This is a genomic window from Streptomyces crystallinus (genome assembly GCF_039521265.1).
Classification (GTDB): Bacteria; Actinomycetota; Actinomycetes; order Streptomycetales; family Streptomycetaceae; genus Streptomyces; species Streptomyces crystallinus.
This window is the reverse complement of sequence record NZ_BAAACA010000044.1, coordinates 12,528-26,443: the sequence shown is the minus strand read 5'-3', so window position 1 is coordinate 26,443 and position 13,916 is coordinate 12,528. Positions and strand designations below refer to the sequence as shown.

General features: G+C 71.3%; 11 protein-coding genes. 7 read left to right on the top strand and 4 right to left on the bottom strand.

What is annotated here, in order from left to right; all coding sequences use genetic code 11:
* Positions 1–130 precede the first annotated feature (130 nt).
* The gene (locus ABD236_RS29810) at positions 131–892 is read right to left on the bottom strand and encodes a hypothetical protein (protein ID WP_344078994.1); all 762 of its coding nucleotides are present in this window, start codon (positions 890–892) and stop codon (positions 131–133) included.
* Complete coding sequence (eccE, locus tag ABD236_RS29805; RefSeq protein WP_344078992.1) at positions 892–2,172, bottom strand: type VII secretion protein EccE; 1,281 nt, start codon at positions 2,170–2,172, stop codon at positions 892–894. The genes ABD236_RS29810 and eccE overlap by 1 nt, the downstream gene beginning before the upstream one ends.
* Positions 2,173–2,379: 207 nt before the next feature.
* On the opposite strand from eccE, the gene eccB reads away from it, so the two are divergent.
* From eccB to ABD236_RS29770, 7 genes are all read left to right on the top strand, one after another.
* On the top strand, positions 2,380–3,927 hold the full coding sequence (gene eccB, locus ABD236_RS29800; protein WP_344078990.1) for a type VII secretion protein EccB: 1,548 nt from the start codon (positions 2,380–2,382) through the stop codon (positions 3,925–3,927).
* Positions 3,928–4,014: 87 nt separating this feature from the next.
* Positions 4,015–5,280, top strand: a complete 1,266-nt coding sequence (gene mycP / locus ABD236_RS29795) for a type VII secretion-associated serine protease mycosin (protein WP_425543988.1) — start codon at positions 4,015–4,017, stop codon at positions 5,278–5,280.
* A 217-nt stretch (positions 5,281–5,497) separates the two neighbouring features.
* Complete coding sequence (locus ABD236_RS29790; RefSeq protein ID WP_344078988.1) at positions 5,498–6,031, top strand: hypothetical protein; 534 nt, start codon at positions 5,498–5,500, stop codon at positions 6,029–6,031.
* 13 nt (positions 6,032–6,044) lie between these two features.
* A complete protein-coding gene (locus ABD236_RS29785) occupies positions 6,045–7,415 on the top strand; it encodes a hypothetical protein (RefSeq protein WP_344078986.1) in 1,371 nt (456 codons plus the stop codon).
* Positions 7,416–7,454: 39 nt separating this feature from the next.
* A complete protein-coding gene (locus tag ABD236_RS29780) occupies positions 7,455–8,678 on the top strand; it encodes a S8 family serine peptidase (protein ID WP_344078984.1) in 1,224 nt (407 codons plus the stop codon).
* A 33-nt stretch (positions 8,679–8,711) separates the two neighbouring features.
* Positions 8,712–9,077 carry a WXG100 family type VII secretion target gene (locus ABD236_RS29775; RefSeq protein ID WP_344078982.1) on the top strand — a complete coding sequence of 122 codons (366 nt, stop codon included), beginning with the start codon at positions 8,712–8,714 and terminating at the stop codon, positions 9,075–9,077.
* A 98-nt stretch (positions 9,078–9,175) separates the two neighbouring features.
* Positions 9,176–9,484, top strand: a complete 309-nt coding sequence (locus ABD236_RS29770) for a WXG100 family type VII secretion target (RefSeq protein ID WP_344078980.1) — start codon at positions 9,176–9,178, stop codon at positions 9,482–9,484.
* Between the two features lie 94 nt (positions 9,485–9,578).
* On the opposite strand, the gene ABD236_RS29765 is transcribed toward ABD236_RS29770, so the two are convergent.
* Positions 9,579–9,812, bottom strand: coding sequence for a DUF397 domain-containing protein (locus ABD236_RS29765; protein ID WP_344078978.1), 234 nt, complete (start codon positions 9,810–9,812; stop codon positions 9,579–9,581).
* 90 nt (positions 9,813–9,902) lie between these two features.
* Positions 9,903–13,850, bottom strand: coding sequence for a type VII secretion protein EccCa (gene eccCa, locus ABD236_RS29760; protein WP_344078976.1), 3,948 nt, complete (start codon positions 13,848–13,850; stop codon positions 9,903–9,905).
* Positions 13,851–13,916: the final 66 nt, after the last annotated feature.

The following is a 13,916-nucleotide window of genomic DNA, read 5'->3' as shown; positions in this document are numbered from 1 at the left end:
CGTCAAGTGACAGCAGGGCGTCGCCGTGTGGCCGGAGTGTGAACAACCGTTCACCTACGCCGGTCAGGAGCGGCCGTACCTGCTCAATTCCTTGTGATCCTTGTGACGGAACGCGCCCGGCGCGGACCGCTCAGTCCATCCGCCGCGCGGAACCGAGCAGTCCGGTCTCCGCGTCCGTGGCCTGGGTCATCACGAACTGGCGGTCGCGGGCACCGCACCACAGTGTCACGCCGTCCGCCAGCGTGGACAGCGCCTCCGTCTCGGCCTGCGGGAGATGCAGGATCCGGCCGATCTGCGCGGCCTCGTCCGGCGACACCCGCTGCACTCCGACCAGGTCCGACTTCTCCAGCAACCGGGGCGCCACGGGGCTCAGATACGGCAGCAGCGTCAGCACCGACTGCCACGGCCCGGAGACCACGCGGCCGCGCGGCGGACGCATCCCGCAGTCGCGCACGACCACCACCGGCGATCCGGCGGAGGCGCCCTGCGGAGGCACCCGGCCCACGTCGTGCAGCGCGATGCACTGCTGGCCGCCGCCCGCCGCCTGGGCGAGCGCCGTCCACGCCGGGGCGCGGCCGGTCTCCACGGTCACGCGCGCGCCCGTGGCCGCCGCCCGCAGGGCGAGCACCTGCGCGGTCCACAGGCCGCCGATGAGCGTCACGTCGTACGCCGTGGGGCGGTTGATGCCGAGGACCGAGGGGCGGCCCGAGGCGTCCACGCCTATCACCATGCCGTCGTCGCCGACGGGCAGCGCCAGCGCCTCCACCTGGTCGGCGGAGAGCGCGTGCCGGTCGCGCCGCGGCCCGAGGAGGCCGAAGCCCAGCCGGGCGCGCCCTCGCCGTACCTCCGGGGAGGCGGGCGCGGGAGCGGGAGAGACAGAGGACGTGGTCATCAGCGCGCACCCCCGAGCGGCAGTGTGGCCAGCATGCCCGGCAGCTGTTCGCGGTCCAGGCGCACCAGGCCGGTCTTCACTCCGCGCGCGGTGCGCTCCAGCTCCCGGCGGGCGGTGACCAGTTCCTCGTCGCTGCGGCCGGTTATCCGGATGTGGCCGGTGAGCGTGACCTCCTGGCGGTCGCCGGCGGACAGCGTCAGGCTGAACGTGGTGGCGAGCGCGGGGAGCGAGGTCAGCAGGGCGACCAGCTGGGGCATCGCGGCCCCGCCGCCGCCCAGTTGGGGCCAGCGGCCCACCCAGTACGTCGTGTGGCGGCGGTCGTCGCACCGCCAGGTCCTGGCCGTCTCCTCGGTGCGCCGCCCCGGCGTACCGGCGCGGCCCGCCTGGGTGATCGCCATCGGGTTGGCGCAGGTCGAGGTGGCGATGGCGCCCGTCAGCTCCTGCTCGGTGAGGACGGTGGCGCGGAACCCGGCGCCGGTGAGCCGGCTCGCCAGCTGGTCGGCCGCGCGCACCAGACACTTCTGGGCACCGGTCAGCCCGCCGCCGCGCGCGGCCACCGCCTCCGCGCACAGCTCGGGGTCGAGCTTGAGCGCGATCCAGGTCAGGCGCACCGCGGGGGATCCCGTCTGGGCCTGCAGCGGTGCGTAGTTACGGGCGGCCACCGACTGCTGCGGCAGGTGCGGGGCGGGCGCGGGCTGGGTGTGCTGGACGATCTGCGCGGACTCCAGACGGATCCCGTCGACCTCCAGCGCGTCCCGCACCAGCGCCACCGGCAGCGGGCGGGTGCCGCGCTCGGGGCGCAGCGCCGTGGCGTCCATCTCGACCTGGAGCACGGCGGTGAGGAAGGTGCCGTCGCCCACCATGCCCACGGGGCGGCGGTCGCGGTCGCCGAACGTGTACGTCCGCAGGGCCGGGTCGCACTCGACCACCGGGGCGAAGCCGGGTTCGGTGCCCGCCGGGACGGGCAGGCTCGCCGCCCTGCGCGTACGCGCGCGCAGCGCCAGCACCGTGCCGAGCCACTCGGGCAGCGAGCGGCGGTGGCGGCGGACGACGGCGAGCAGCACCAGCAGCGCGGCGACCACACCGGCCGGCACCAGCATCAGTGTGTCGATCACCCATGCGACGAGCAGCAGGGCGGCGGCGAGCTCCACCAGCACGAGTTGTTGCAGTCGGAACGACCCGAAGTGTCCGGGGCGGGCCTTGAGACGGGGTGCGGAGGCTCCCGGGGCGGGGGCCGAAGGGGCGGCGGCAGCAGGCCGCACACGCGTCGCGGACGCCATCACTCCACCACCCCCCAATCGTGCGCAAGCACCCAAAACATCCGGATTCCCCCAGCTCGGCAAGGGGTCTTGACGGCGGCTTCACCCTACCCGCCCCACAGGCACCCTCGGTCAACAGGCATAGTAGGGGGCCGGTCTGACAATCGAGGCCCGGGGACCGCAGGACCAGGTCCGACCAGGGGGCCGCGCGGGGAGAGACAGAGGCGCATGGCATCACGGCGGGACGAGCTCAACGCGTACACCTTTGCGAAGAAGCGCACGGTGGCGGCGTTTCTGCAACCGTCTCCCACGGGCACGGAGGAGGGCGCTCCGCGTCCGCTGAAGGCCATCGTGCCGAGCGTGATCGTGGCCGCGCTCTGCCTCGCCGGCTTCGGCGCCTGGGGGATGTTCAAGCCCAAGGCGCCGCAGGGCTGGGACACCCCCGGTGCCAAGGTGATCGTCGGCAAGCAGTCGACGACCCGCTATGTCGTCCTGTCGACCGGCAAGGGCAAGGACAAGAAGGTCCTGCTCCACCCGGTGCTCAACCTGGCCTCGGCGCGCCTGCTGCTCGATCCGCAGAAGTTCGACGTCATCCAGGTCAGCGACGACATCCTGGACTCGGGCAAGCTCGCGCGCGGCCCGATCCTCGGCATCCCGTACGCCCCGGACCGGCTGCCCGCCGCGAGCGAGGCCGGCAAGGCCAAGCGCTGGGCGGTCTGCGAGCAGCCCGGCGGCGGCAAGGACTCGGTCCAGAAAGCCGCGTTCGTCTTCGCCGACCGCGACTTCAAGCTGACCGACGACAAGCACCGGCTCACCGGCGGCCAGGTGATGTACGTCCAGGGCCAGAAGAACAAGGCCCGTTACGTGGTGGACGCCAAGGGCACCAAGTACCTGGTCAAGGGCGCCTCCGGCGATCTGCTCGCCCGTACCCTGTTCGGCGCCGACGAGCAGCCGCAGCCCGTCACCGACGACTGGCTCGCCACCCTGCGCGACGGCACCCCGGTCGACTTCCCGGAGATCCCCGGCACGGTCGGCGCCCCCGCGGGCACGGGCGGCGGGCTCTCGCCGCAGCAGGACAAGGTCGGGATGGTGCTGAGCGCCCCGACCGGCGCGGGCCGCCAGCAGTACGTGGTGCTCAAGGGCAAGGTGCAGCCCGTCTCCGACTTCACGGCCTGGCTGGTGCTCAACTCCCCCCAGACCACCAGGCTCGGCATGCGCGGCGACGTCAGCAAAGTGAACGCGGGCGACATCACGCCGGTGCCCGAGTACTTCGGCGCCGCCAACAACTGGCCGGAGGAGAGGGCGAAGCAGGTCAACGCGGGCGGCACCGCCCCGGGCGCGCGCAGCACCGTGTGCAGCGTGCTGCGCAAGGTCGACGACAAGGGCAACACCACGCTCTCCACCTGGGCCGGCACCGAGTACCCGGCGGCCATCACCGCGGGTGGCACCAGCACCTACGTCACCCCCGGCACCGGCCTCCTCTACACCCAGGTGCAGGGCCGGCAGACCAGCCCCGACGGTTCGCTCTTCCTGGTGACCGACACCGGACTGCGGTACGCGGTACAGGCCAACGGCGACAGCGACGCGGCCCGTTCCGACATCGGCGCCGGCGACCGGCAGAAGCCGGACGACGGCCGCCCCGAGCCCAGCCAGGCCCAGCAGCGCCTCGGATACGAGAAGGTCACCCCGGCCCTGGTCCCCATCAACTGGTCGGAGTTCCTGTCCAAGGGCCCGCGGCTCGACACCAACAGCGCCCGCCAGCCCCAGGGCTCGTAGGGAAGGACTGACCCAGTGTCGAAAGCCCCAGTGTCGAAAGCCCCGAAGCCGAATCGCGTACGGCAGCAGCTCCGGAAAACGGTGTTGGTGACCACCGCCACGGCCGTCGCCGCGCTGGCGCTCGCCCCCTGCGCGTACGCCTCCCCGGTGCCCGCGCGGCCCGCCCCCGTCCTCGACGGCAGCGGCGAGTGCACCTTCCCCATGAAGAAGCAGATCGAGGGCCGCCCCTGGTCGCTCCAGCGGGTGCTCTTCGACGAGCTGTGGCAGGACACCAAGGGCAAGGGCGTACGGGTCGCGGTCATCGACACCGGTGTCGACATCGCCAACCCGCAGCTGAAGCCGGCGGTCGACGCCAAGAGCGGCGCGGACTACCTCAAGCCCGAGAAGGACGCCTCCGGCGAGCAGAACGACAAGCGCGGCAAGACCGGCGGCACGGTCGACGAGGTCGGCCACGGCACCAAGGTCGCGGGCATCATCGCCGCGCGCCCGCGCGCGGGCACCGGGTTCGTGGGCCTCGCGCCCGAGGCCACGATCATCCCGATCCGCCAGAACGACGAGAAGAACAGCGGCAAGACGGACACCATGGCGAAGGCGATCGACCACGCGATCGCCCAGCACGCCGACGTCATCAACATCTCGCAGGACACGACCGAGCCGCAGGGGCCCGAATCGGACCTGGCCAAGGCGGTGCGGCGGGCCCTGGACAAGCAGATCGTGGTGGTCGCTTCGGCGGGCAACGACGGCATGGACGGCAAGCTGAAGGAGACCTACCCGGCGGCCTTCCCCGGCGTGCTCGCGGTCGCCTCCTCGGACCGCAACAACGAGCGTGCGGTCTTCTCGCAGCCGGGCACGTTCGTCGGGGTCGCGGCGCCCGGCGTCGACGTCGTCTCGACCGTGCCGGGCAACGGCCAGTGCTCCGACAACGGAACGAGCTTCTCCGCCCCGTACGTCGCCGGGGTCGCCGCGCTGCTGCGCGCCAAGTACCCGTACGCGAAGACGAAGTGGACGGCCGCGCAGATCGTCGCGCGCATCGAGCAGACGGCCGAGCGGTCCGTCAACGGCCATGACAACTTCGTCGGTTGGGGCGTGGTCGACCCGGTCCGCGCGGTGACCGACGACTCACCGCCGCAGGCGGCGGCCCACCCGGACCCCGGCCCGCCGAAGGCCGCCGCGCCGGACGTGGCCGAGCTGGCGCTCTCGGAGACACCCCAGGAGCGCAACGAGCGGTACGCCACCTACGCGTTGGGCATCGCCGCCCTCCTCGTGGCGGTGGTCGCGGGCACGGCGACGGTGCTGCGGGACGCCCGGCGACGCGGCGCGCGGAGGATGAACGGGGTGCCGGAAAGGTCCTGACAGGTTTCGGTACGAGCCTGGGACATCCGTGCGAGCCTGGGACACCTTTGGGACATCTTTGAGTACGGATACTCATTCGGCTCCGAATCCGGAGTGACTAGAGTGATCACATGCTTCGCGCGCTTCACGAGTGTGACGAGTGAGACGGGCGAAGCGAGAGAGGTTTTGCGGTACCGGTGGCAGAGCGGTGCCGGCGGGGAATTCACGGGGAGGAACAGTGGCCGAGCCGAACGGTGGCGGCAGCGGCGGCAAAGGCGGCGGCGGAAAGCCGGACCTCGGAGTCGACGGGGTGAGCCTCGCCGACTTCAAGGGCCGCATGGAGGAACTCCTGCGCAGCCTGGACAAGTCCCCCGCCCGGCACACCAAGATCGCCGACCAGCGGGTGCAGCCGGGGTCCTACGGCACGGGGTTCGCGGCGGCGGACGAGCTGCACAAGGCGTACGACAAGGTCCGTACGAACCTGGAGCGGCTCACCAAGATCTTCGGTGAGCAGATCGAGGGCATGGGCATCGCGGTGCACATCGCGGACAAGGGCTACGGCGGCATCGACGTGGACGAGGCCCACCGCTACCAGGCCATCCGCAAGGAGACGGAGAAGTACTACGAGACTCCGGCAGCCGGTACGGACGGTACGGACGGTACGGCCGGTACGAAGGGCTCCGACCACGGTCCGGGGGCGACTCCCGGTGCGAAGCAGGCGCCCGACCAGGGCGGTCACGGCAAGGACGCCGACTCCGGCGGTCTGAAGTAAAGGGGGCATGACGATGGCGAAGGACAATTTCGAGGGCATGTCCCTGGAGGCCCTCAACGCGATGTTGGCGTCGGCCAAGCCTGCCGAACTGACCGGCGCGGCCGAGACGCTGGCCGCCGCGGCGCCCGACATCGCGGACATCGCGCGGGACCTGCGCTGGTACATCGACCAGGTCAAGTGGCACGGCGCCGGTGGCGACGCGTTCCGCGAGTGGGGCCGGGGCATGGTGTCGGAGACGCTGGTGCTGAGCGAGTACGCCGGGGTCGTCGGCCAGGAGATGGCCCGCGCGGGCCAGGCCCTGACCGAGGCGAAGGCGGCGGTCCCGGCGTCGGACGGCATGTGCTACGCCGACCCCGAGAAGGAGAAGGCACGGCTGAAGGCGCTGGGGCCGAAGACGAACGAGGCGATCAATGCGCTGAATCGGCTCGCGTCGTTCTACAACACGTCGAAGGACCGGATCACGGCTCAGCCTGAGCCTCGGTTTGCGCCGTTGCCGGGGGGTCCTGGCACGGATTTCGCGGACGAGCGACGCTACAGCGGGTCCGGCTCGGGCTCCGCTAGGGGCGTCACCGGCGGTGCTGGTGGCCACACCACCGTGGCGGTTACGGCTGCGCATGGCTCCGGCACGTCGGTTACGACGAGCTCCCCGTCGCACACGACCGTGGGGTCCACCTTCACCCCACATGAGCCGTCGACTCGCACCACTATCGACTCCGTGACGATGACTCCGCCTCCAGAGACCACGACACGGCCGACGATCCCCACGGGGCCCACGTCCGTGCAGGGGCAGCCGCTTGTCCCTTCCCCGACCCCGGTCCTGCCCAGTCCGCTCGGCAAGGCGGGCCAGGAGCGGATTCCCGGCGCGAGCCGCGTGGGCAGGCCCGGCGAGGGCCCCTCCGTTGGTCGTGCCGTAGGCAACCCGCGCGGTCCGGGTATCGCTCGTCCGAGTGGTCTTCCGGGCACCACGCGCGGGATCACCCCGGAGGGCATCACCGGCGGGCGTCCCACGCCCGTGACCGGCCGTGGCTCCACGCCCCGGCTGCCGATGGGCACGGTCGTCGGCGAGGAGCGCGCCGGAACCGGCATGGGCCGTGGGCCCATGGGCGGCGGCATGGGGCACGGCCCCGTCGGCGGGCCGCGTGGCGCCACCGGCATGGGCGGTCGCAGGCTGGCCTCCGAGCCGGGTGGAACTGTTGGGGCTCCGCGTGCGTCTCTCGGCGGGCGTGGTGAATTCACCCCCGGCGGTACGGGGTTGGTGAACGGCAACAAGCGAGGCACGGACCGGCGTCGTTCCACTTCTTCCGAGGCCCCCGACTACCTGGTCGAGGACGAGGAGACGTGGGCGATGGACCACCGCAAGGTCGTCCCGCCGGTCGTCGACTGACGTACGCAAACCATCGCCGCTCAAGGAGTCCGCAGTCCCATGTTCAGCTCAGCCCGCGCAGTGCGCAGCCGCTCGGCGCTCTTCGGTGCCGCGCTGGTTGCGGCGCTGGCCTGCTCGGTCGGCACCGCGCCGACGGCGCTGGCCGACGACATGCGGTCCAAGCAGTGGTACTTGGACGCGATGGACGCGGACGCGGTGGGGAAGGTCAGCACCGGCAAGGGCGTCACGGTTGCGGTGATCGACACCGGCGTTCGTTCCGAGCCGGAGCTGACCGGCCGGGTGCTCGGTGGCCGCGATTTCACTGGATCCGGTGATGGTCGCAAGGACACCAGCGGGCACGGGACGAGCATGGCGGTGCTCATCGTCGGCAGCGGGGCCAACGGGGGGCTCAAGGGACTGGCACCCGATGCGAAGATCCTGCCTGTCAGGGCCGTTGTGGGAGACCATGACTTCGCCGGGACGGCCATCACTGCCAAAGCGATCCGTTACGCGGCTGAGTCGGACGCCCGCATCATCAGTATTTCGCTGGGAAGTGACTCGGCCAGTGAGGGCGAGAAACAGGAGCTGGCCTCGGCCGTCACCTACGCCCTCGGCAAAGGGAAGTTGATCTTCGCCGCTGCGGGCAACACTGGTGACAAGGGCAACCGCATCGAGTATCCGGGTGCCACCCCCGGGGTCGCGGCAGTAGGGGCGATTGGCACGGACGGCAAGGTGGCCAAGTTCTCCACTACCGGCAGCCAACTCGCGCTCGCCGCGCCCGGCGACAAGATCCCGTCCCACTGCAGTGACGGCAACGGCTACTGCGAAACCAACGGCACCAGCCAAGCCACCGCCCTCACCTCCGCCACAGCCGCCCTGATCTGGTCCGCCCACCCCGACTGGACCGGCAACCAGGTGCTGCGCGTGATGATGGAGACCGCCGGGCACAACGGCAAGGTGCCGAGCCAGTTCATCGGGTACGGCACCGTCCGCCCCGCCCAGGTCCTCCTCAAGGGCAACGGCGACCCGGGCCCCGCCGACGTCAATCCGCTGCTCGCCGCCCGAGGCGGCGGCGCAGCCACGACTTCCCCCTCTCCCGCAGACACAGCAGACAAGGGGGCAGGCGGTGGCGACCAGGAGAAGCCGCAGGCCGGCAAGGCCGCGGACAACGAGTCCCAGGACGAGGACTCCGCGCCCTGGACCGTCATCGCCATCATCGCCGCGGCCGTCGTCCTCATCGGCGGCGCCGTCGCGGCGGTACGTGTACGCAACAAGCGAGCGTGAACACTCGCTCGGACACTCACGAGAGGGAAGAGAATGAGCTCCAACCCCGGTGGTCAGAGTATTGGCTACGAGGCCGTCACCAAGGCCAAGAGCGCCATCGAAGAGACCGCTCACGACATGAGCCAGCAGATCCGCGTGCTGGCCGACGCGATCGCCACGGTCGGCGCGGGCTGGACCGGTGCCGGTGCCGATCAGTTCAAGATCGCCCAGGACACTCTGAACACGCGCCACGACGACATCCGCCGCAAGCTGGACGTCCTCTACAACGCCGTGGTCGGTACGAAGAACCTCAACCAGCAGAACGACGAAGAGGTCGACGCCGCGTTCCGGGCGATCAACGCCCAGGGTGGTGCCACCAGCGGCGGCGTGCCCAACACCTCCGGCCTGAACCACCTCTAGGCACGGCCCGCGGCCGGCCCGCAGGCGCCGCGGTTCATCCGCGTACGTACATACGCGCGTACGCACCCACCACAGTTCAGACTTCACGAGGAGCAGACATGGGCGACTTGGGTCCCGACCTCAAGATCCGGTATGAGAACGTCCAGGAGATCGCGAACAGCATCCGCGCCATCTCCAAGCGCATCACGGACGACCTCGCGCGCATGGAGTCGGCCGTCAACGTCGTCGCCAACACCTGGGACGGTGAGGCGCACGGCCAGTACCTGAAGGTCCAGAAGGACTACCGGGCCGACGCGCACGACATCCAGCAGACGCTGGAGAAGATCGCCAAGACGATCGAGCACGGCAAGGACAGCTACCACCACACCGACGTCAAGGCGTCGCGGCTGTTCACCGAGGCTTACTGACAGCAGCCGACAGCAGCAGCGAGGCGCAGGAAAGGGGGTCACGCCCGAGGGGCGTGACCCCCTTCCGTATGCCCCGGCCGGCGGGCCGGCGCCGTCAGCGCAGGTCGAACTCCCCGTCCCTCGCCCCGAGCACGAACGCCCTCCACTCCGCCTCCGTGTACCGCAGCACGGTGTCCGGGTCGAGGGACGACCGCATCGCCACCGCGCCGCCGGGGAGATGGGCGATCTCCACCCGCTCCGCCTCCTGCTCGGTACCGGGCGCGCTCACCCACTCCGCGCCCGAGATGTCCAGGGCGTACAGCTCTTCCTTCTCACGTTCGCTGCCCATGTAGCACGTTCCCTTCGAAGTTCAGTGCCTGTCAGGGTAGTTGGAGCGGGCGGCTCGCACCGCCCGTTCCTCCTACTGTCACCCCGGCCGTCACTGCTCCGGGAGCCAGCCCAGCTGCACCAGCGGGGTGCCGCGCTTGCGGGAGACGAAGTAGCCGCGGCCCTGCGGCATCGGGCGCGGGCGGACGTTGCCGAGGACGTCGCCCTCGCTCGGGTCGCCGGACAGGACCACGCCCTGCGCGCCGAGCTCCTTGACGCGCTGCATGAACGACTCGTACATGGAGCGGGAGGCGCCCGCCGAGCTGCGGGCGATGATGAAGCGCACGCCCACGTCACGGGAGAACGGCAGGTTCTCCACCATCACCGAGAGCGGGTTGCCCGCGTTCGTCGAGACCAGTTCGTAGTCGTCGACGATGATGAACACCTGCGGGCCGGTCCACCAGGAGCGGTCGCGCAGCTGCTGCGGGGTGACGTCCGGCGGCGGCTGGCGGCGCACCATCAGGTCCGCCAGCGCGTTCATGTGCATCTCCAGCGCGCTGGACAGCGGCGCGTACTCCAGCAGATGCGTGTCCGGGACCGCGTCCAGGAGCGAGCGGCGGTAGTCACCGACGACGATCTTCGCCTCGTCCGGCGAGTACCGCTCGGAGATCTTCTGGGCGAGGTGGCGCAGCAGCGCCGTCTTGCCCGACTCGCTCTCGCCGAAGACCAGGAAGAACGGGTCGGTCTCGAAGTCGACGAACACCGGCTCCAGATTGGTCTCGTCGATACCGATCGCCACGCCGTGCTGCGGGTACTCGAAGCCCTTCGGCAGCTGGTCGGCGGGGAGGCGGCGGGGGAGCAGGCGGACCGTGGGGGCCGCCGGGCCCTGCCAGGCCTCCTTGACCGTACGGACGAACGCCTCGGTGGCCTGGGAGAGCGTCTCGGGGTCGCAGGAGCCGTCCATGCGCGGCAGCGCCGACATGAAGTGCAGCTTCTCGGCCACCTGGCCGCGGCCCGGCATGCCCACCGGAACGTTGGCGGCGACCTTGCGGTCGAACTCGGAGTCCATGGAGTCGCCGAGCCGCAGTTCGAGGCGGCCCAGGATCTGGTCCTTGAGCGCGGCGCGCACCTCCATGTAGCGGGAGGCGGTCAGGATGACGTGGATGCCGTAGCCGAGGCCCCGGCTCGCGATGTCCTGGACGACGCCGTCGAGCATCTCGTAGTCACCGCGGAAGGCGCCCCAGCCGTCGATGACCAGGAACACGTCGCCCCAGGCCTCGCCGGGCAGCTCACCGGCCGCGCGGCGGCGCCGGTAGGTGGAGATGGAGTCGATGCCGTTGGCGCGGAAGAACTCCTCGCGCCGGTTCAGCACGCCCGCGACCTCCGCCACCGTACGCCGCACCCGCTCGGGGTCCAGACGCGAGGCGATGCCGCCCACGTGCGGCAGGTCGGCGACGGCCGTCAGACCGCCACCGCCGAAGTCCAGCCCGTAGAACTGCACTTCGTTCGGGGTGTGGGTGAGGGCGAACGACGAGATCAGGGTGCGCATCAGCGTCGACTTGCCGGACTGCGGGCCGCCCACGACCAGCATGTGGCCGGCGGCGCCGGAGAAGTCGCGGTAGAGCACCTCGCGGCGCTGCTCGAAGGGCTTGTCGATGAGGCCGAGCGGCACGATCAGGCCGCCCGGGCGGGTGTACTCCGTCGCGTTCAGACCGCGCTCCGCCGTCGGCGCGATGCCCGGCAGCAGCTGGTCCAGCGAGGGCGCGTCGTCCAGCGGCGGCAGCCACACCTGGTGGGCGGGCACGCCCTGCCCCTCCAGGCGCCGCACGATCACGTCGAGGACGGTGTCCGCCAGCGCGTCGTCCTCGCCCGGGCGGGTGGCGGCCGCCGGGTCGGGCGCCGCGTAGACCACCGGCACCGGGGCGGCCGTGAAGACCGCGGGGCGCCGCTCGATCGGCAGCGGGCCCACGGTGAGGTCGGGGCCGCCGGAGCGGTAGGTGCCCGACACGTACGCCGCCTTGAAGCGGACCATCTCGTCCGTGCCGAACTTCAGATAGCCCGAGCCCGGCACCGACGGCAGGTGGTAGGCGTCGGGGACGCCCAGCGCGGTGCGCGACTCGGCCGCCGAGAAGGTGCGCAGACCCACGCGGTACGAGAGGTACGTGTCCAGGCCGCGCAGCTTGCCCTCCTCCAGGCGCTGCGAGGCGAGCAGCAGATGCACGCCCAGGGAGCGGCCGATCCGGCCGATCTGGATGAACATGTCGATGAAGTCGGGCTTGGCGGTGAGGAGTTCGGAGAACTCGTCGATCACCAGGACCAGTGAGGCCAGCGGCTCCAGCGGGGCGCCCGCGGCGCGCGCCTTCTCGTAGTCGTGCATGTTGGCGTAGTTGCCCGCCGAGCGCAGCAGCTCCTGGCGGCGCTGGAGCTCGCCGCGGATCGCGTCGCCCATGCGGTCGACCAGGGTGAGGTCGTCCGCCAGGTTGGTGATGACCGCCGCCACGTGCGGCATCTGGGACATGCCGGTGAAGGTCGCGCCGCCCTTGAAGTCGGCGAGGACGAAGTTCAGCGTCTCCGAGGTGTGGGTGACGGCGAGGCCGAGCACCAGGGTGCGCAGCAGCTCCGACTTGCCGGAGCCGGTCGCGCCCACGCACAGGCCGTGCGGGCCCATGCCCTCCTGCGCCGCCTCCTTGAGGTCCAGCATCACCGGCTGGCCGTCCTCGCCCACACCGATCGGCACCCGCAGCCGCTCGGCCGTCGAGCGCGGCCGCCAGGTGCGGGCCACGTCGATGGAGCCCGCGTCGCCCAGGTTGAGCAGATCCGTGAAGTCCAGGTTGGCGAGCAGCGGTTCGTCGTCGTCCCCGCCGCCCATCTGGAGCGGGGCCAGCTGACGGGCCAGCGCCTCGGCGGCGGGCAGCGACATCTGGTCCGGCACCCCCTCGTACGCCATCCCGAAGCCCGACTCCAGGCGCAGCCGGTTCGGGCGCACGACCACCGAGAGGCCGCCGCGCGGCTCGTCGAGCTCGCCCGGCACGACCTCGATGATGGTGACGCCCTGGAGCCCCTCGGCGGCCGCGAACGCGGAGTCCGGCGGCACCATCCCGCCGTCCAGGACCACCACCAGGTGCGGCTGGTCCAGGACCGGCTGGTTGTCCCGGCTGAACCGGGGCCGCCCGTCCAGCCTGCTGTGCAGCAGCAGCTCCAGCTCGCCCAGGTCGTCGCCGAACAGCCGCTTGGTGCCGGCCCCGTCGACCTGGCCGGGCACCTGGGTGTGCGGCAGCCACTTCGTCCAGTCCCAGCGCCCCACCGCGCCCGGCGCCGCCACCACGGCGACCATCAGGTCGTCGGGGGAGTGCAGCGTCACCAGCTGCGCCACCAGCGCGCGCGCCGCCGACTGGGCGGCGTCCGGGTCGCCGGAGACCGTCACGTGGTAGAAGGCGCGCATCGAGACGGCCATCGGCAGCCCGTCCAGCGAGCCGTGCACCGCGAGGAACTGCTGCATCGCCCCCGCGCACAGCGGCTCCAGCTCGTCCACCGGCGCCGTCTCCGGCGCTATCAGCGGGGTGGCGAGCTGCTGGGCGCCCAGGCCGATCCTGGCCTGCCCGAAGTCGTCGTCGCCGACCCGGCGCTCCCAGACCCGCGAGCCCTCCGCGACCACCGACCACAACTGCTCGGGCGCCGGGTGCAGATACAGCTGCGCGTCGCGCTGTCTGCGCGCCGTCTTGCGCACCGCGCGCCGGGTCTGGGCGAGGTACTTGAGGTAGTCGCGCCGGACATCGGCCATTTGCCCCTGCGCACCCTTGCGGAACTTCACCAGCTGCGCGATGACCATGGCCAGGGTCGACACCAGCATCAGCGCGCCCATGATCTTCATGAAGGGCGCCGAGTTGGGCATGAAGAAGAACACCACCGATGAGCCCATGCCGAGCATCGGCAGGAGCTGCATCAGCATCGACTCCTGCTGCCCGCGCGGCAACTCCGGCGGCGCCTCCAGGCGCAGCTCGTCCGAGGACACTTCAGGCGGCAAGGACCGCGGCGGGCGTTTGACGACGATCTGGCTCACCGGAGCATCAATCCCTCAATACGGACGGTCACTTGCGTTCCGGCGCCCCCCTGACCGGTCGTTTCG

Coding starts and splice junctions, on each gene's coding strand:
- eccB (WP_344078990.1), top strand. CDS start 2,380: ATGGCATCACGGCGGGACGAGCTCAACGCGTACACCTTTGCGAAGAAG.
- eccE (WP_344078992.1), bottom strand. CDS start 2,172: ATGGCGTCCGCGACGCGTGTGCGGCCTGCTGCCGCCGCCCCTTCGGCC.
- ABD236_RS29770 (WP_344078980.1), top strand. CDS start 9,176: ATGGGCGACTTGGGTCCCGACCTCAAGATCCGGTATGAGAACGTCCAG.
- ABD236_RS29810 (WP_344078994.1), bottom strand. CDS start 892: ATGACCACGTCCTCTGTCTCTCCCGCTCCCGCGCCCGCCTCCCCGGAG.
- ABD236_RS29785 (WP_344078986.1), top strand. CDS start 6,045: ATGGCGAAGGACAATTTCGAGGGCATGTCCCTGGAGGCCCTCAACGCG.
- ABD236_RS29780 (WP_344078984.1), top strand. CDS start 7,455: ATGTTCAGCTCAGCCCGCGCAGTGCGCAGCCGCTCGGCGCTCTTCGGT.
- ABD236_RS29775 (WP_344078982.1), top strand. CDS start 8,712: ATGAGCTCCAACCCCGGTGGTCAGAGTATTGGCTACGAGGCCGTCACC.
- ABD236_RS29765 (WP_344078978.1), bottom strand. CDS start 9,812: ATGGGCAGCGAACGTGAGAAGGAAGAGCTGTACGCCCTGGACATCTCG.